The 17660-nt window shown below is 67.8% G+C and carries 14 protein-coding genes; 10 read left to right on the forward strand and 4 right to left on the reverse strand.

All coding sequences use genetic code 11. From position 1 onward, the window contains the following. Nucleotides 1-239 precede the first annotated feature (239 nt). Complete coding sequence (locus ACFPIJ_RS36370) at nucleotides 240-602, forward strand: YciI family protein (RefSeq protein ID WP_380122193.1); 363 nt, start codon at nucleotides 240-242, stop codon at nucleotides 600-602. A gap of 341 nt (nucleotides 603-943) precedes the next feature. On the opposite strand, the gene ACFPIJ_RS36375 is transcribed toward ACFPIJ_RS36370, so the two are convergent. The 3 genes from ACFPIJ_RS36375 to ACFPIJ_RS36385 all read right to left on the reverse strand — a co-directional run bounded on the left by ACFPIJ_RS36375 (nucleotide 944) and on the right by ACFPIJ_RS36385 (nucleotide 5694). Beyond that, nucleotides 944-2527 carry a hypothetical protein gene (locus ACFPIJ_RS36375; protein ID WP_380122195.1) on the reverse strand — a complete coding sequence of 528 codons (1584 nt, stop codon included), beginning with the start codon at nucleotides 2525-2527 and terminating at the stop codon, nucleotides 944-946. Nucleotides 2528-3313: 786 nt separating this feature from the next. After that, nucleotides 3314-4273, reverse strand: a complete 960-nt coding sequence (locus ACFPIJ_RS36380; protein ID WP_380122197.1) for an FAD-dependent oxidoreductase — start codon at nucleotides 4271-4273, stop codon at nucleotides 3314-3316. Beyond that, nucleotides 4270-5694 carry a carph-isopro domain-containing protein gene (locus tag ACFPIJ_RS36385; protein ID WP_380122198.1) on the reverse strand — a complete coding sequence of 475 codons (1425 nt, stop codon included), beginning with the start codon at nucleotides 5692-5694 and terminating at the stop codon, nucleotides 4270-4272. The genes ACFPIJ_RS36380 and ACFPIJ_RS36385 overlap by 4 nt, the downstream gene beginning before the upstream one ends. A gap of 614 nt (nucleotides 5695-6308) precedes the next feature. Here ACFPIJ_RS36385 and ACFPIJ_RS36390 point away from each other — a divergent pair. The 9 genes from ACFPIJ_RS36390 (at nucleotide 6309) to ACFPIJ_RS36430 (ending at nucleotide 14609) form a co-directional block, all read left to right on the forward strand. After that, the gene (locus ACFPIJ_RS36390) at nucleotides 6309-7601 is read left to right on the forward strand and encodes an APC family permease (protein WP_380122289.1); all 1293 of its coding nucleotides are present in this window, start codon (nucleotides 6309-6311) and stop codon (nucleotides 7599-7601) included. Continuing rightward, nucleotides 7598-8605, forward strand: a complete 1008-nt coding sequence (locus tag ACFPIJ_RS36395) for an acetamidase/formamidase family protein (protein WP_380122200.1) — start codon at nucleotides 7598-7600, stop codon at nucleotides 8603-8605. The genes ACFPIJ_RS36390 and ACFPIJ_RS36395 overlap by 4 nt, the downstream gene beginning before the upstream one ends. A 6-nt stretch (nucleotides 8606-8611) precedes the next feature. Continuing rightward, entirely contained in the window at nucleotides 8612-9346 is a 735-nt protein-coding gene (locus ACFPIJ_RS36400; RefSeq protein WP_380122202.1) for a GPP34 family phosphoprotein, read from the forward strand. A gap of 297 nt (nucleotides 9347-9643) precedes the next feature. Beyond that, nucleotides 9644-11212: a hypothetical protein gene (locus tag ACFPIJ_RS36405; protein WP_380122204.1), complete on the forward strand. Its 1569-nt coding sequence runs from the start codon at nucleotides 9644-9646 to the stop codon at nucleotides 11210-11212. Then, nucleotides 11209-12066 carry an SAM-dependent methyltransferase gene (locus tag ACFPIJ_RS36410; protein ID WP_380122206.1) on the forward strand — a complete coding sequence of 286 codons (858 nt, stop codon included), beginning with the start codon at nucleotides 11209-11211 and terminating at the stop codon, nucleotides 12064-12066. Before ACFPIJ_RS36405 ends, ACFPIJ_RS36410 begins: the two co-directional genes overlap by 4 nt. A 181-nt stretch (nucleotides 12067-12247) precedes the next feature. Beyond that, nucleotides 12248-13363, forward strand: coding sequence for a radical SAM protein (locus ACFPIJ_RS36415; protein ID WP_380122208.1), 1116 nt, complete (start codon nucleotides 12248-12250; stop codon nucleotides 13361-13363). After that, nucleotides 13360-13527: a hypothetical protein gene (locus ACFPIJ_RS36420; protein ID WP_380122210.1), complete on the forward strand. Its 168-nt coding sequence runs from the start codon at nucleotides 13360-13362 to the stop codon at nucleotides 13525-13527. The genes ACFPIJ_RS36415 and ACFPIJ_RS36420 overlap by 4 nt, the downstream gene beginning before the upstream one ends. Nucleotides 13528-13612: 85 nt before the next feature. After that, a complete protein-coding gene (locus ACFPIJ_RS36425) occupies nucleotides 13613-14428 on the forward strand; it encodes a phosphotransferase family protein (RefSeq protein ID WP_380122212.1) in 816 nt (271 codons plus the stop codon). Nucleotides 14429-14462: 34 nt separating this feature from the next. Then, complete coding sequence (locus ACFPIJ_RS36430; RefSeq protein WP_380122213.1) at nucleotides 14463-14609, forward strand: hypothetical protein; 147 nt, start codon at nucleotides 14463-14465, stop codon at nucleotides 14607-14609. A 294-nt stretch (nucleotides 14610-14903) separates the two neighbouring features. Here ACFPIJ_RS36430 and ACFPIJ_RS36435 read toward each other — a convergent pair whose 3' ends face one another. Further along, the gene (locus ACFPIJ_RS36435; protein ID WP_380122214.1) at nucleotides 14904-17594 is read right to left on the reverse strand and encodes a WD40 repeat domain-containing protein; all 2691 of its coding nucleotides are present in this window, start codon (nucleotides 17592-17594) and stop codon (nucleotides 14904-14906) included. Nucleotides 17595-17660: the final 66 nt, after the last annotated feature.

The raw sequence follows: 17660 nt of genomic DNA on the forward strand, positions 1-17660 counted from the left end.
CGGGGCGGCCGGGCGGACGCCTGCAACGCCGACGAACACACGGTTCGCCCGGTTCTCCTCGACCGGCGAGCGCTCCGCCCGGTGCGGGTGGTCACGGCAGCGGAACGACAGCGGCCCGGCCACAGCGCCCGCCAACGCAACAGCACCCATGCACCGCCGCCTGTCGAGCGGAGCCCGGCGGCTCCGACGTATCTGAGGGGGCGCCCGCCGGGCGCCGGGACGACGTGAGGGAGAGCTGCGTGAAGTTCCTGCTGCTGATCTACATGAACCCGACCGCCTGGGAGTCGCTGACCCAGGAGGAGCGCGACGCGGTGCTCACCGGCCACGCGGACTACCAGAAGATGCTCACCGAAACGGGCGAGATGGTGGTCACGCACGCGCTCGGGGAGCCGGAGAAGAGCTCGGTCGTGCGGGTGCGCGACGGCATGCTCTCCGAGACCGACGGCCCGTACGTCGAGTCCAAGGAGTACATGGCCGGCTACTACCTCATCGAGTGCGCCGACCAGGCGCGCGCCAACCAGATCGCCGGGATGATGCCCGACGCGAAGTTCAACGCCGTCGAGGTCCGCCCGATCGTCTTCTCCTCCGGCCCGGGAGCGTAGGCGTGCCGCCGGGCGCGCCGTGACGGCACTGCCCGGGCGGGCGGCGGCCGGGCCGCGGTCGATCCCACGGCCCGGCGCCGCAACCACGGAGACGAGTGCCGGTCCGCGCCGGTGTGACACTCGCCTGTCCAGCCACTCCCGTCCACATGCCCAGTGGCGATCACAGCCGCCAAGCCGCCAGCCGCAGACAGTGGTTGCGCAACGAGCAGATGCCAATCCCACAGCACGCTGCGCTGGACACGCACCAGACCTGCAGGCAACCCCGCAAGCACGGCCAGCAGCGCCAGCCCGGATAGGACGCTGCGCACCAGCCGCGCGATCACCAGCCGCCGCCCACACCGTCATCCGACGAGCGCGCAGGCGCTGCCACGTCGCCGTGCGCACCGCCGGGCAGCGCATGACCGTGCAGCACCGGTTGGTGAGACGCCGTTGCCGGTGGCACGAACAGCCTCGGCCGCAGCAGCAGCCACAACATGCGGGCCGCCCACCAGCCCGCCACCGCGATCGAAAACCCGACCGCGACCCGTGCCCGTCACCCGCCACGCCAACGCGCCGGCGACCAGCAACGCCATCGGCACCGCAAACAGCAGCCGATGCAACAATCGCCGCACCACGAGCAAGCCCACCGCCGCGCCGATCAACAACCCGCCGAGGCGCCCGACTGGACCGATGATCGGGCTTCCAGCTGTCGGGAACCACTGCTGCAACTGATAGGCGAGAGGATCCAACAGCAACGGACGGCCAACCTCGTCGTACGACAGCAGCAACGCACCGGCCAGCAGCGTCACCGGCAGCGGGAATCGCAACCACGTCACCCACGATCCGCCCGGCGGCGTCGGATGCCGCCACACCACCACCCCCAGCAGCAGCACCACCACCGCAGCCGGTACGACCGGCAGCACCGACCACCGCAACAACGGCCCGATGTCCAGGTCGAAGTATCCGGCGGCGACCATCGCATACACCGCCGCCACCAACACCCCACCCACCGCGCCACCGAGCAACGTCAACGCGATCAGGCGATGCCGCACCCAGTCGGGCAGGTCAGCACCACCCTCGCTAAGCCGCCCATCCTCGCTGTGCCGCAACGCGTTCGTGATCACCAAACCGCCGACCACCGCGATGAACCCGAACGTGGCGGCGAACGCCAGGCCGCCCCACGCCGCGAGCAGCATTCCCGACGCGTACACCTTCTCCCGCGGCCCGTACCGCTCACCACCGGCGAGGAACTGCCAGAACAACGCCACCGACCACGCCGTCGGCACAATCACAGCCGCCAGGTCCGTCCAACCCGCCTCCGGCGCCGCCTCGTCGACCACGACAGCAGACACCGGCGCCTGCGCCGCCCCGAGCACGACCGCCAGCTCGGCTTCCGCCACAAGCATCGGCTCAACACCTGTCGCCTGCCGAAGCTCCTCGCCGACGCGTGGGTCAGCTGCCGCCGTACCAACCGCGCACGCCAGAGCCAACCCGCCGGGAGGCAGTTCGGCGCCGGCAACCGCACGAGCCGCCACATCACCGACCGGCATACCGATCCCGCCACCGTCATCGGCCGCGCTGTAGCTCGTGGCGTTAAGGCCACCCCTGTCAGCGGCGACCGTGTCGGCGTCCACGCTCGACATGACCTCGAAGCCGACGCCGGCCCGTCGCAGCACCGTCGCCGTACAGGCGTCCTCTCCGATCTCAGAGATCAGCACCGGGGCGCCAGCCGGCAGTTGGGCACCGCCGGCCAGCAAATGCCATCCGAACGCCACGGGCGCAGACACCAGCTCCACCGGACCCAGGCCAGCGCGACTACACGCCTCCCGCAACGCCGCCACACGCCGCGAACTCCACCCAGCAGGCACCGCCAGCGTCACCACATCGGCGCTTCGGCCAACTACCTGCTGAACAGCCGACACGATCTGCCGCAGCAACGCCACCACATCCGCGTCACCCGATGCGGAACGCCTACCTCAGCTGCGGGGGGTCGGCGTACCAGCAGCGACCGCTCCACGAAGACGGTCTCGCACCGCGGTAAACGATCCAGCCGAACGCGCACCACCGAACGCGCTGATGTCGAACCAACCAACCCCGGCCAACGGCAACACCATCGCAGTGCCGTCCGGCCATGCCACCGCAGCCCGCAGCCGGGACCGACCAACTGCGACGCCGAGTCGGATCACCTCATCTATCGACACATCGACATTCTTGACCATGGCTAGCAACTGAAGGTGACCGTAACGTCGCATTTGGCTAAGATTGAGTAGTGATGAAAGTCGATTAAGTAGGCGACCCGAGTCCCCGGTCCTATTGGACTGCCGTTGACGCATTAGTTGCTTGCTCGGGAACGGTGACAGTTGCGCGGTGCGCAGTCGCTGTGATCGGGCGTTGCCACCCGAGCTCCGGCCTGCTTGAGAGGGATCGCGCTGTGTGTGGTGGACGCGTCGCAGCCGACCGTGGTCTCATCAAATGATGCCGCGTAGATCGTCGATGGTCGGCTTGGCGACCCGCCGAAGGTCGGCAAGGTCGGTGCGGCAGCCGCCGGACCGGCTGGAACATAGCGACTGTGTGGGAGGTGCCGAAGCCGACCTTGAGTCGATGAGTGGGTCACGGCATACGACCCAGTCTCCGAACCGGCTTTTGCCGTACTGGCGGAGCCGGTGCGCTCCATCGCAACGACGGTGGCTTGACTCGCCTTTTGCGCGCAATCGGAGCGTTCGATTGGAGGGTCAAGCGGCGAGAGCGAGCGTTGTCGCATTGATCGCGCATCCCCAGGACAGGGTGACGCCGGCGCCGCCGTGGCCATAGTTGTGAATGATCCGAGTCCCCTTCAAGTCTTGGCTGTCGACGCGGACCTGGTCGCGAGTCGGTCGAAGGCCGACGCGGTGCGCGATGACCCGTGCGTTCCGCAGGCGCGGTTCTACCTCGGCGCATCGGCGAACAATCGCGGCCGCGACTTCGAAATCGGGTTCAGAGTTCCACAAACCTGGTTGGGCTGTGCCGCCGAGTACGACCGTCTCGCCATGCGGGTAGTAATGCAGCAGGTCCGGGGACGATCCGGTGTCCTCGGAGAAGAACTCCGTGATCCCAGGGTTCTGCACGACGACAAGCTGTCCACGAACGGGAAAGAGACCGGGGTCGGGGACCAGGCCGCGTGCGCCGATGCCGGTGCAGTTGACGACGACGTCAGCTTCGCCAACGATTTCCGTTAGTGCTGCCACGCGTCGCATGCGGATCTGACTGCCGCTGTCGGCCAGCCGTCGCCGTAGGTAGGTGAGGTAGACCGGCATGTCTACGAGTGGCGCGGTGTACCGCCATCCTGTTGCGAATCCAGGCGGAAGCTCGGCGCGCGCGCACATGCTGAACCCGTCGAGCTGATCGCCCCAGGCGGGCGGGTCGACCTCGTCACGGGCCGCCTCAATACCGGAAACCAGTCGCACACCGGTGCTGGGTTGGACGGCAAGGCGTCGCAGCGTATCGAGAGTGGTGGCCCCCCACGCGGCCACCAGGTCGAATGGTTCAACGTGATACGGACCCCACATCGCACCGGCGGCCATCGAGGTCGTCACTTCGGTTGGTTCAGCAGTCCAGATGGTGACTCGGACGCCGGCTTCGGCGAGGCAGATTGCCGTGGTCAACCCGGACACTCCCGCGCCAATCACGATCGCTTCAGACTTGGCCTTGTTCACGACGCTGACGGTAACTGTTGTATCGCGTGTTGGCTCAGCGCCGTCTCCAGCGCAGGCAAGAAGTCCGCAACGGAGTGATTCCGTTTCCGACGGCGGAGCTCTGTAGTCAAGGTTTTGAGCAGTGCAGTGCTGCGTGGTGAGCGCACCCGGCTGAGGCGGGGAAGCGTCAGCCGCGCGACCGCGCAGGCGTCGTCCAGTTTGCCGTGGGCGGTGTAGGCCAGCGAGAGCCAGGTGCCTTCATAGAGCGCGCGACGCTGATAAGGAACGTCGGGCCTGCGCGCGTATGCGCCCGTCCGCAGTAGAGCGGCACCTTTGCGAAGCCATGCGCGTCCGCCCGCACCGTCTCCCTCGGCTACGGCGCAACGCCCGCCGAGGATCATGGCGTACCCGGCTTGGCAGTCCAGATGGCTAGGCGTGAGGTAGTACATCCACGATGGGTCACGCTCGACCTGGCGCCGCGCAAGGTGTTCGTGTGAGCACCGCCAGCTTTGCTCGCAGTCGTCTGGACGTCCCGCTGCGGCGTATGCAAATGCGAGCCGTGACTGCACCGAAGCCTTAACGCTTTCTGCGGAGCGGTAGGCGACGCGCCACGCAGCTTCGCCGAGGGCGACACCATCAGAGGCATCGCCGAGCGATGCTGCCTGAAACGACAGATCGGCGAGGATGTGTGCCTCCATCGCGCGATACCCCGCCTCGTGCGCCGCTCGGAGCCCTGTTAACAGATATCGCTGGGCCAGTCCAGGCTGTGCCGCATCGATAGCCTTCCATCCTGCTAGTTGCGCCAGATCGGCCAATGCCTGCAGCAGTCGCCGGCGCACGCCGTCGGTGTGCCCTCCGTCGCGGAGCACCAACAGAACGGCTCGCATCTGAGCACCCACATAACTCAGACCAGCTCCGCCGCCCTGTTCGTCGTCAAGGAGCTGCAAGCGGGGCACACTCGCTTCGATCTGATCGACCAGTGGATCGTCGGCCGACGTGACAGGAAGATAGGTGGATTGGTCGCCGGCATGTGTGTCGAGGTAGATACCGACCGTGCTGGCGAGCATCGAGCCCGACACGTACAAGAACATCCTGCGGTCCATCAGTCCACCCAGCAGCCAGTCTTCCGCGACCTGCACGATGCTCGTGGATGCCCACGGCCCGGTCAGACCAGCGCTGGCTTCGAGTACTAGCGTGCCATCGGCGGCCTCTTTTCTCCCAGGCCAGAGATCACCCGCGGTGACGATTCTTCCAAGCCGACGGGAAACGACGTATGCGGTGAGCGCTGGCAGTGGGCTGCGGGGAACTCCGCCGGCATCGCGCCAGTGATACGGCGCGGTCTCAGCCAGACTGCCAGCACCCAGGAGCCGATTGAGTTCGCGTGCCAATCCACGCGGCGTCAGGCCGGCTTCGCTCAGGCGCGCCGCGAGCGGGCGATTCATGCGGTCCGACGGAGCTGGCAATGGCTCTCCTAAGTCTTTCCCACAGTGATGTCAGGCTAGCGGATCGTGGTCGACCGCGTGTCACGGGATTGACGTTTTTGACAGTTTGATCGCCTTCCTGTCGAGGGTCGGACGGGGTGTGCTGGTTGAGCCACCGGCACACGGCCGTCTGGCATACCAACAACCCGTACGCGGCGATGGAAGTAGGCGACGTGAGGCCCGTACAAGACCCGTTGGCTGCTTCCAGAGCGGGTCGCCAGGCTCTCGTTACCGCAAACAGAGCGGCGAAACGGGCGTCGAGAAGTACCCGTACCCGGCGGACCTAGGAGCCCTGTTCGCCGTCCCTGCGTTGGCTGTGGGCGGCGAACAGCCTGGACCCCCGCTTCAAGTGTTCGATCGTTCGGGCCGCCAGGCGGTGACGCGCGCCGATGAGTCATGACCGACCTCAAGGGGCGCTGGCGATGTTGATCAATGGGAGGACTGCAGCCATGAGTACGGAACAACGCCTACCGGTCGAGTACGGCCCGGCGGCGGTGGCAGCTGAGGCCGGTGATGGGTCGAAGTTGCGCCGGACGCTGGGGCTGCGGGATCTCATCTTCTATGGCTTGGTCTTTATGGTGCCGATCGCTCCGATGGGGATCTTCGGCTCGGTTTACGCGGGCTCCGGCGGCATGGTCGCCCTCGCGTATCTGGTCGGGATGGTGGCGATGGTGTTCACCGCCGCCTCCTACGCGCAGATGGTTCGCGCGTTCCCGCTGGCCGGTTCGGTCTACAACTACGCCGGGCGGGGGCTCGCGGCGCCGGTCGGGTTCCTCGCTGGGTGGGCGATCCTGCTGGACTACCTACTGGTGCCGAGCTTGTTGTACCTGATTGCGGCGGTCGCGATGCACGCCACCGTCCCGGCGGTGCCGGTGTGGGCGTGGTTGCTCGGGTTCGTGGGGTTCAACACGGTTGTCAACCTGTTCGGTATCCGAATGACGGCGCTGATCACCAGGGTCATGTTGATCGGCGAGCTTCTGGTCTTGGCGATCTTCCTCGCTGTTGGCGTGAACGCGCTGCTGGATGGTCGCGGTCACGGGTTCTCGTGGACGCCGCTGTTCAACGCGGACACGTTCACGTGGCCGTTGGTGTTCGGTGCGGTGTCGATCGCGGTGCTCAGTTTCCTGGGGTTTGACGGTATCTCGATGCTGGCTGAAGAGAACCGGGGTGGCCCGAGCCAGATCGGTCGGGCGATGGCTGCTGCCCTTGCCCTGGCGGGTGTGTTGTTCATCGTGCAGACGTGGGTGGCTGCGCTGCTCGTACCGGATCCGGCTGGTCTGCTGGCCGACGGTGATCCGGATGGCACGGCGTTCTATGACGCTGCTCGGCAGGCGGGTGGGGCGTGGCTGTCGACGTTGTGTGCCGTCGCGACGGCGGTCGCGTGGGGTGTCGCCAACTCTCTGGTGGCGCAGGTCGCCACGTCCAGGCTGTTGTTCGCGATGGCTCGTGACCGGCAGCTGCCGGCGTTTCTGCGCAGGATCTCCGTGCGGCATGGTGTCCCGGCCAACGCGATCGTTTTGACTGGTGTGTTGTCGGTCGGGATTGGCCTGTACATGGCGTGGCGTACCGACGGGATCGCGCTGCTGTCCTCGTTGATCAATTTCGGGGCGTTGACGGCGTTTCTGGTGTTGCACGTGGCGGTGGTCTGGCATTACCTGGTCCGGCAACGGTCCCGGAACCTGTGGTCGCATCTGTTCGTGCCGGTGGTCGGGTTCGCGATCCTCGCCTACGTCGTGATCAACGCGAACGTTGCCGCGCAGCGGCTGGGGTTCGTGTGGGTCGGTGCCGGCGTGGTCGTGCTTATCGGGTTGTACGTTGCCGGTCGCCGCCCGACGCTGTCGGGTCTGGCTGGGGATGGTCGGTCGTGACGTCGGCGGGCGGGGTGGTGGACTTCGAGCCGGACGAGCCGATGCTGTACACGTTCGGCGGCGGTGCTGAACCGGTGGCGATGCTCCGCCCGGGTCAGGTCCTGCGCACGGTCACCGAGGACTGTTTCAGCGGCGCTGTGCTGACTGTGGATGATCTGCCGTCGAAGGTGTGTGAGCAGTTCAACCCGGTCGTCGGGCCGTTCTACGTGCAGGGCGCGGAGGTTGGCGACACCCTCGCCGTGCATCTGCTGGCGTTGGACCCGGCGAAGGACTGGGGGACGTCGGCGACGTTCCCGCACTTCGGCGCCCTGACCGCGACCCGGGCCACGGCGATGCTGCACCCGCCACTGGAGGAGCGGGTCTGGCGGTACGACATCGACCGGCACGCCGGCGTGGTCCGTTTCCACGCCCGGCGATCTGCCTACACGGTCGAGCTGCCGCTGGATGCGATGCTCGGCACGGTCGGGGTCGCGCCGGCAGCGGGGGAGGTCCGGTCCTCGATCGTGCCGGACGCGCATGGCGGGAACCTCGACGTGCCGGAACTGCGGGCCGGCAGCACCTTGTATCTCGGCGTGAACGTGCCGGGTGCGCTGTTGGCGTTCGGGGATGGCCACGCCCGCCAAGGGCAGGGCGAGGTGTGCGGCGTCGGGGTCGAATGCGCCATGCGGGTCACCCTCACCGTCGAAGTCATCAAAGGCGTCCGGACGCCGTGGCCGCGGATCGAGACCGACCGGCAGCTGATGTCTATCGGTGTCGCCCGCCCGCTCGAGGACGCCTTCCGCATGAGTCAGCGTGACCTCATCGACTGGGTCGTGGAGCTGACCGGGCTGGACGTCCTGGACGCGTACCAGCTCGTGTCGCAGGCGGGGCGGGCGGCGCCGGGCAACGTGTGCGACCCGAACTACACGATGCACGCCGCGATCGACACCGTGCTGCTGCGCGGCGCTGCCGCGTACGGCGGTGTGCACCGGCGGTTGCGGCAGCTGGCCGGGGCGATGTGGTAAACCGCCATGACCTACCCGATCGGCGAGGCGCCACCACCGAACCTGCGGCAGCCGCTGCGGGTGGAGCTGTTCTTCCTTACCCACTCCGAGACCGGCGAACCCCTCGCCAACACCGCCGCCCTCGCTGTGGCACTGGCCGGGGCGATCATCGTCGACCATCTGCTGCGCCCGCTGTGGCGGCAGGGCAACGACCGTCAGCTGCAGCCGCACGACCGGCTCCGGCTGTTCGGCACGCAGGTGATCGTGGTCAACCCGGACGTGTCCGCAGACCCCGTTGCGGACTGGGCGGTCACCGCGCTCGGCGGCGCCAGGGTCAGGTCGGTGTCGGAGCGGCAGCGGTCGATGCCGCTGCGGGAGGCGATCCGTGTTCTGGCCGTGGACGCCTACAAACGCACCACCGCCGGCCTGTACGCCGGGGACCTTGCCCGGGAGGTCACCAGACGCGGCCTGAACCGTGGACGCCGGTACCCGCCGACCGACCCGGGCAACATCGCCCGCACCCGTGGCCGATTGTGCAGCGTCCTGACCGGGTACACCCACCCCGATCCGCAGACCGACGCGCTCGGTGGCCTGATCCAGGCCCTGAGCCTCACCTCCGAGCTGTATCTGGACCGGCCCGATCTACGGGACCTGCTCGGGTACATGACCGCCCGGGTCCAGGAACACGACCCGGCAGTCCACCAGATTTTGACCGCCACCGACGACCTGATCGCCGAGACCGCGGTGGCGGTGTACGGCTGACAGCGCCGGATCGCGCACCACCGCGCCCGACGGTCTGCACGTCCCGAGCCGCCTGCGAACCGGCCCGGGACGCGTAGTCAGGCAGCGGCGACAACGCCTCCGCCGCCGAGGGGCGAGCCGCTGCCCTGTGCGGGGTGGCCCAGCCGAGCCTCCCAGGGCACGGGGCCACCCCGCACCCACTCAACCCGCACTGCCCGCCGCGCACCCGATTGGATCCGACATGACCACCAGCAACGCCGTCCATCTGGCAGCGCTGCCCGCACCTGTCGCGGCGTTCGATGGTTCGGAGGTCCCGAGATGATCGGACGTCTCGGCAGGTCCCGAATGCCGCGGCGCACCGCCCGCCGCGCCGCCGTCGGCCGGGCGGGACGGCTGCTGGATGAGGGCCGGACGGTGGACGCGCGGTCGCTGCTGGAGGCGACGTTGCCGCCGCAACCGCCGATCGGCGCGGCACCGGACCGGTGGCTGATCGACGCCGCCGTCCTGTGGGTCCACCTCACCTACGACGACCCGGACACGTATACGGCGCGGCTGGCGTGGGCACGCTACGCCTACGACGCCAGCCGCGCCCTGCCCGGCAAGCCTGCGGACATCGACCGGCGCCAGGCCGGCACCGACGCCTACGCCGACGCCCTCTACGGGCTGGAACGCCACGACGAGGCGGTCGCGGTGAGTCGGGAGGGCATCGACCTCGCGTTCGCCCGCGGCGACATCGACGACGTCGTGGACCGCCGCATCCTGCTCGCCGCCGAGGAGCACGAGCGGCGATGCGACGAGGCCAGTCATGACGCCCTCGCCGCGCTCGCCGAGCGGCACGCCCGCCACCCAGACACCAGCATCAGCAGGCTCGTGCAGACCCTGCCGATACTCCTCGGCCTGGAAACATGCCACCGGCACGACCAGGCCGAGACCGTCGCAGCCAACCTCCGCATCACCGACCTCGCCGACACCGACCAGCTCGACGCGCTCCTGGACAGCATCGAGTCAGACACCGGCATTGGCGTGCAGCACACCGCCCGCGTCCACGCCGACGCCGTCTGCGACCGCGGCGACTGCCCCGTCCCGGACCCGACCGGCGACACCCCACCCACCGAACGGCAACGAGCAATGACAGCCCGGCTGCTCGGCCTGCTCCTGACGGGCTACGACCCGGCCAGCGCAGCACCGCACCCGGCGCTGATCACGGTGGCCGCCCGGTACACGACAGTCGCCGACCCCCACCCAGATCGGTGCACCGTAGCGCCGCTGGACTGGGCGCACTACGCCCACAACGCCGTCCTGCACCTTCCCGGCATTGACTGCGCGCAGGCGGTCACCGCGACCCGCACGGCCGCCGGCACATTCCAGCGGCTCAGCCAGCCGCAGGAGGCGGACCGGGCGTGGCAGCGCCTCGCCGAATACACCGACCACCTCGACCCCGACAACCCCGACGACGCGGTCACCTGCCGCATGGCTATCGCGGAGGAGCAGTACCGGCACGGGCGCTGCGATGCGGCACTCGCCACCGCCACCGCCGCCGTCACTGCCTGGCGGACCCGGCAGCATCGCAACACCCTCGCCGGAACGGTCGCCGTCGTGCGGGCACGTCTGCTCTTCGACGGCTGCCACCGCCACCACGAACACCCCGACAGCGACTCCGACAGCCACCCTGTCAGCGATCCTGTCAGCCTTTTCACGTTCAGCGACCATGACACCGCCGCCGCGCTCACGCTGCACTGCCAGGGGCTGACGGTTATGGCCGAACACGCCCGCAGGTACCACCCCGACGACGCGTGCACCGACCAAGCGTGCCGGCAGACACTCGCCATCGCCGAGGACATCGCATGCCGGCGTCGCGGCCCCGTCTGGCTGGACCTGCTGCCATGACCGACAACCGCCAGGCGCACGCCAGCGCACCAGACCCACCAGCTGAACTGCACCAGTTCGGCGTCGACGCCAGCCGACCGCATCCAGCCCGCCGCTATGATTACCTCCTCGGCGGCAAGGACAACTTCGCCGCCGACCGCGCCTCGGCCGACGAACTCGCGCGGGCGTTTCCACACATCCGCACCGCCGCACAGGAGAACCGCCGGTTCCTGATCCGCGCCGTGCGGTGGCTGGCACGGGCCGGCATCCGCCAGTTCCTCGACATCGGCACCGGTTACCCCACCACACCCAACGTCCACGAAGCCGCCCGCGCCATCACCCCGGACAGCCGAGTGCTGTATGTGGACAACGATCCGGTGGTCGTCGCCCACGCCCGCGCCCTGCTGACCAGCCCCCAGCCGGCCGCCATCGGCTACCTGCGGGCAGACCTGCGCGACCCGGCAGCGATCCTGCGCAGCCCCCAGACGCGCGCCACGCTGGACTTCGACCGGCCGATCGGACTGCTCCTCGTCGCGGTCCTGCACTTCCTCGACGACACCGACCACCCCTACGAGGCGGTCAACGCCCTCATCGAAGGGCTACCACCCGGCAGTTTCCTCGTCCTGTCCCACGTGACCTTCGACCCGCTGCCCGATGACACGACCCGCACCCTCACCACGCTCGCCCGACCGGTCGCCGGGCACGGAACGTTCCGCGCCCGCACCCGCACCGAAATCGCACAGTTCGTCACCGGCCTGGACCTGATCGAGCCCGGCCTCGTGTCGGTCGTCGACTGGCATCCAGACGAGGACCCGAAGCCGCAGGCACCCGCCGAACACGCCGCGTTCGACGCCGTCGTGGCGAGGTTGCCATGAGCGGCGCGCCCCAGCTGGCTGAGGAACTGGCCGAGGAGCTGCGAGTCGAAGCGGCAGACCGGCCCACGAACGTTGCGGCCATCGCAACCCAACGTCATCCGCGGTTCCGCTCGCCGCCCAGCGGGCCGCACAGCCTGCCACGCCGCTTGCCTGAACAGCACCGAGAGGGGCACAGATGCCAGTGATCGTCAGCCCGCAGGAGGACATCTTCATCGCCGTACGACCCGGCGCGCAGGCAGGGATGCAGCTTCCCAAAGCGCACTACGAGCAGCTTGCCGCCGCCGCGACGCTCGGCCATCCAGTGCCGTCGTGGTTCGTTGACGCTGTACGGCAGGCATGGCAGCTCGACCTCGCCGGGCGCTCCACCGGCAGCGTCGTGACGGTCCGCCGCCCCTCCACCGCACCGGTCACCTACAGCCGGGCCACCTGGGAGATCAACAAAGGCTGCAACTTCTCCTGCGAACACTGCTACCTCGAACAACGACCCTTCGCCGGCCTACCCCTGGACGCGAAACTCGCGCTGATCGACATGCTGCGCGACATGGGCGTCCTCTGGCTCCAAATCACCGGCGGGGAACCGCTCATCGACCCCGACTTCCCGCCCACCTACGAACGCGCCCACGACGCCGGGATGATGCTCGAGATCCTCACCAACGGCTCCCGCCTCGCCCGCCCCGAACACCTCGCCATGTTCGCCGCACGCCGACCACACAAGATCACAGTCTCGATGTACGGGGCGAGCCCCGAGACCGCCGACGCCCTCACCCAAACCAGGGGCGCGTTCACGAGCATGTACCGCGGCCTGCAGGCAGCCGCAGCCGCCGACCTGCCCGTCGAAGTAACGATCATCATCACCAAACACAACGTCGCCGAACTGGACGACATGCGCGCGTTGATCGACACGATCGGACTTCCCCGACATGAGTACGGGTCCATCTCGCCGACCTACACCGGCAACGGCGTAACGCTCGAAACGCAGACGCCAGGCTACCTCGACAAAAGCGCGATCTTCGCCGGCTGCCCCGCCGGGCACACGTCCTTCCACGTCGACCCGCACGGCCTCGCCACGATGTGCAAGATCGGCCGCGACCACCCGATCAACCTGACCGCGGACGGCCCCGACGGGCTGAGACGTCTGCCAGCCATCGCAGACGCCCAAATGCTTCGCACCAGTGGATGCGGCGGCTGCACGCTGTCCTCCACCTGCCGGGTATGCCGACCCATGGCGCGCGTGTACCAGGACGCGAAGGCACCACTGGACCACTACTGTCAGCACGCCGAAAGGAACCCAACATGAGCGTCACCGCCGTCCAGCTCACCCGACGCCCGCCCCCGACCAGCACCACTCCGGGATCGGCCGACCGAGCCGCCGAGCCCGCCGGCGTTGTCATCGTCGCCGACGTCGAAGCGCTCACCCACACCAACCAGCCTGGCTGCAGCGACGACAACCCCTATCGCTGACCCGAACCCGAGACCTAGAAGCCCCGAGCGGCCGCCGCGCCATGGCGGCACCGCCCGGGAGCTCCGCACCCCGCGAGGAACAGACGTGGCAACCATCCGTGTCCCGTACGAACATCTCCCTCCAGCCGCGCGAGCGGCGATCGAAGCGACGACCGGACCCGTCCTGTCCACCGAATCGCCGGACGAAGGCTTCAACAGCGCCGTCGCAGCGAAGCTCCACACCGCAACCGGGACGTACTTCGCCAAGGCGCTCCCAGTCGACCACCGCTGGGTCTGGACACAACAACGCGAAGCCGATATCGCCCACTATGTGCGCTCCGTCGCCCCCGCATTGATCGGCCACACCGTGACCAGCGGATGGAACATCCTCATCTTCGAAGCCCTGCCCGGCCGCCGCGCCGACTACCAGCCAGGGTCCGCGGACCTGCCCAACGTCGCAGACCTCATCCGCCGGATCGGCGACCTACCAACACCGCAGATCGAACTGCGGGACGCAACCCAACGTCTAGCCGCCTACGTCACCTGCGAAGACGACCTCCGACACTTTGCCGGCGACACCCTGCTGCACACCGACTGGAACCACAGCAACGTCATCATCGGCGACGACATCCGGATCGTGGACTGGGCCTGGGCCACCCGAGGCGCACCCTGGCTCGACGCCGCCTACTGGACGATCTGGCTCATCGCCGCCGGACACACCCCCGAATCCGCCGAGCACAACGCCGCAACCATCCCCGCATGGCAATCCGCCAGCATCGCCGGACTGAACGCCTTCGCAGCCGCCAACGCACGACTCTGGACCGAGAACGGCGGCGCCTGCCCAGATCAGTGGACCACACACATCACGGCAGCCGCGCAAGACTGGTACGAGTTCCGGATGCGGCAGGCCACAGAAGCATGACTGCCTGGCTCCGTCCGTGGAGAACGTGACCCAGATGCGCAGCACGCTCGGCACCCGCATGGACCGCCACGCCGCCAGCCGCCGGCTCAAACACCTGGCCACATCCGCCGCAGCCATAACAACCCTGACCGGCACCCAACTGCGTCGTCGCCGCCTACATGGCATCAGGAACGTAGCCTGACCTCTGGTGCGCCCGTTGCTCGAGTGGCGGTGGCGCGAGCGGGCCACGGCGTCCTGATCGGCGTGGCTGCCGCCGGCGGGAGTGGGTGGCCATCGGATACTTCCCGACACCTCCTGGCTCGGCGTGCCGATCGTCGCGACCGGGTCCGTTTGCCGGGCCGGGCTGGAACGGGTGCCAAGAGCGGCTGGCCTCCGCGGAGTGCTGGTCGCGCGTCTATGCCGCCGGGCCCGGGCCCGGCGGCGCGGGCAGCGCGCTGGCCTGACTGATCGTCCCATTCGAGACGCCCTGGGGGGCCTACGCCCCGCGTGCTGGTCCGGTGCCGACAACCGTACCGAATTGAACGATGAACACGCCGGATCCAGTGTCGGTCGGTACCGAATGGTCCCCAACTACGAGACGCAGCCTGTCGGACCAGACGGTGGGGCCGTCATCGGCAGTGGCGTCAGACCATAGTACCCCTTCGAGATCATCGATTTCGACGTCGGCGATTGCGTGCAAGTCTGTGCCCTGGAATTCAGATAGAGCCGACCACACCCGGCTGGCCTGCTCTGACATGACTGCCACGATGTGTCGGCAGGCAGCTCGAACGCCTGCCGACATACCGCCTCGGGCCATCTTGCGAAGGCGATCCTCCACTTGGCGCAGTTGATCGGCGAAGTGCCGCAGCTGGGATGTCACGCCAGCCAATTCGCTGCCTGGGCCCTCTCGGTGTGCACGGCCCTGGGATGTGGCGCTGGGCCAGATACGCACGGTCCCGTCGCCGCTGCCAGCAGCCAGCCAGGTTCCGTCTGGTGTAATCGCGACGGACTGTACTGGGCCGGTTTGTCCGGCCAGTTCGGTGCGAAGTTGCCCAGTTGCGGCGTTCCATATCCGTACCGCTCCGTCGTCGTCGCCGGTCGCCAGCCATGATCCGTCCGGCGCGATCGCTAGTGACCGCGTCCGCCGGCTGGTCAGTTCGGCACGGATCTGGCCGTTTGCGGAGTCCCACATCTCCACGGTTCCGTCATTTCCGACGGTGGCCAGCCATGATCCGTCCGGTGCAATCGCAACCGACCGCACCGGACCAATGCGTCCGGTCAGTTCCATACGTGGTCGACCAGTTGTGGTGTTCCACATACGCACCTCTCCGTCGATGCCGCCGGTGGCCAGCCAGGTGCCGTCCGGTGCAATCGCGACGGATTGCACCGGGCCAGTGTGTGCCGCCAGTTCGGTGCGTAGCTGGCCAGTTGTGGTATCCCATATACGCACCGTCCCATCGTTGCTGCCGGTGGCCAGCCATGTTCCGTCTGGCGCCACAGCCAACGAAAACACCATTTGGTGGTGAGCCAACTCGGTGCGCACTTGGCTTGTCGAGGCGTTCCACAGACGCACGACACCATCGTTTTCCTCGAGGGCGGCCAGCCATGATCCGTCCGGTGCAATCGCCACGGACCACACCGGCCCGAGGCGTGCAGTGAGCTCAGCGCGTAGTTGGCCGGTTGTCGCGTTCCAAGTCCGCACCACTCCGTCGTTGTCGTCAACAGTAGCCAGCCATGATCCATCTGTTGCGATCGCTACCGATTCCACCGACCCGCTGTGGGCTGGCAGCTCTTCTCGCCGCCATACGCGCGCAGCTCCATCGTCACCACCGGTGGCTAGCCATGATCCGTCTGGTGCGATCGCCACCGATCTTACTGTCCGGGTGTGGCCGGTCAGTTCGGCGCGCAATTGTTCGGTGGCGGTGTCCCAGATCCGCACGACACCTTCGTCACCACCGGTGGCTAGCCATGATCCGTCTGGTGCGATCGCCACCGACCACACAGTCCCGGTGTGGCCGGTCAGTTCGGCGCGCAATTGGTCGGTGGCGGTGTCCCAAATCCGCACCACGTCATGGTCGCCGGCGGCCAGCCATGATCCGTCTGGTGCGATTGCCACTGACCGTGCGTGCCGGCTGGCCAGCTCGGTGCGCGGCTCGCCAGTCGTGGTGTCCCAAATCCGTACCACCCCGTCGTTGTCGCTGACGGTGGCCAGCCAGGAGCCGTCCGGTGAGATCCTCATCGACCGCACTGTCCCAGTGTGTCCGGTGAGGCCGCGACGCGGCTGTCCGGTTGTTGCGTCCCAGATTTGTACTGTGCCGTCGTGGCCGCCAGACGCCAGCCATGATCCGTCCGGCGCGATCGCTACCGACAGCACCATTCGACGGTGAGCCAGCTGGGTGCGCACCTGTCCGGTTGTTGCGTCCCAGATTCGCACCGTGCCGTCGCGGCCGCCGCTGGCCAGCCAGGTTCCGTCCGGTGCGATCGCCACCGACCATACGGTCCCGGTGTGGCCGGTCAGTTCTGTGCGCACCTGTCCGGTTGTTGCATCGCAGATTCGCACCGTGCCGTCGTGATCACCAGTGGCAATCCATGATCCATTCGGTGCGATCGCTACCGACAGTACGCCCGCTGATCGCTGCTTGAGCAGGGTCGCGTTGAAGGTATCGCCTGGTCTGTGTAGATCGGTCGGCTTGGGGTTGCTGAGCGCGGTGCCTGCAAACGCGGCGAGCGTGGCATCGAGGCGATGTTGTTGCTGTTGCAGGGTGTTGTGGAGATGCATTGCGCGTTGATCGGTGCCAGGTGGTACCGAACCCAGGGCAGTGTCAAGGTCTTCAAGGGCTCGAATCGCCCGATGCAGTTCGCGATGCCGATCGCCAGTCCGCAGTAGAAGCCGATTGTGGCCGGGCAGAGCACGGATGGCGGCAAGTTGGGCAGCCAGCTCTGGCTGGACAAGCGGAAGCGACGTCGGCGCAGCTTGCTGTGCTTCCTGCCGACGGAGCGACATGCGCTCACCGGTGGAGGGCAGATTCGGGATTTGTGCATGTGTCGGAGTGAGGATGTTGGCCAGTCCGCGTCGGATGTCGAGGGTGGACGTCAGGTCTGTGAGCAAGCTGGCGTGTGCGCCTGCGGTCTCCAAGATGTCTGCGATGCCGACCGGTAGACGCAATGTGCTCGTAAGGTCGGCCACGAGGTCAGCATGCTCGGCGTGATAGGGGGCTGTCCCGGACGCCTGAGATGAACCGGTCACGGACTG

It is taken from the genome of Dactylosporangium cerinum (assembly GCF_042653625.1).
Taxonomy (GTDB): domain Bacteria; phylum Actinomycetota; class Actinomycetes; order Mycobacteriales; family Micromonosporaceae; genus Dactylosporangium; species Dactylosporangium cerinum.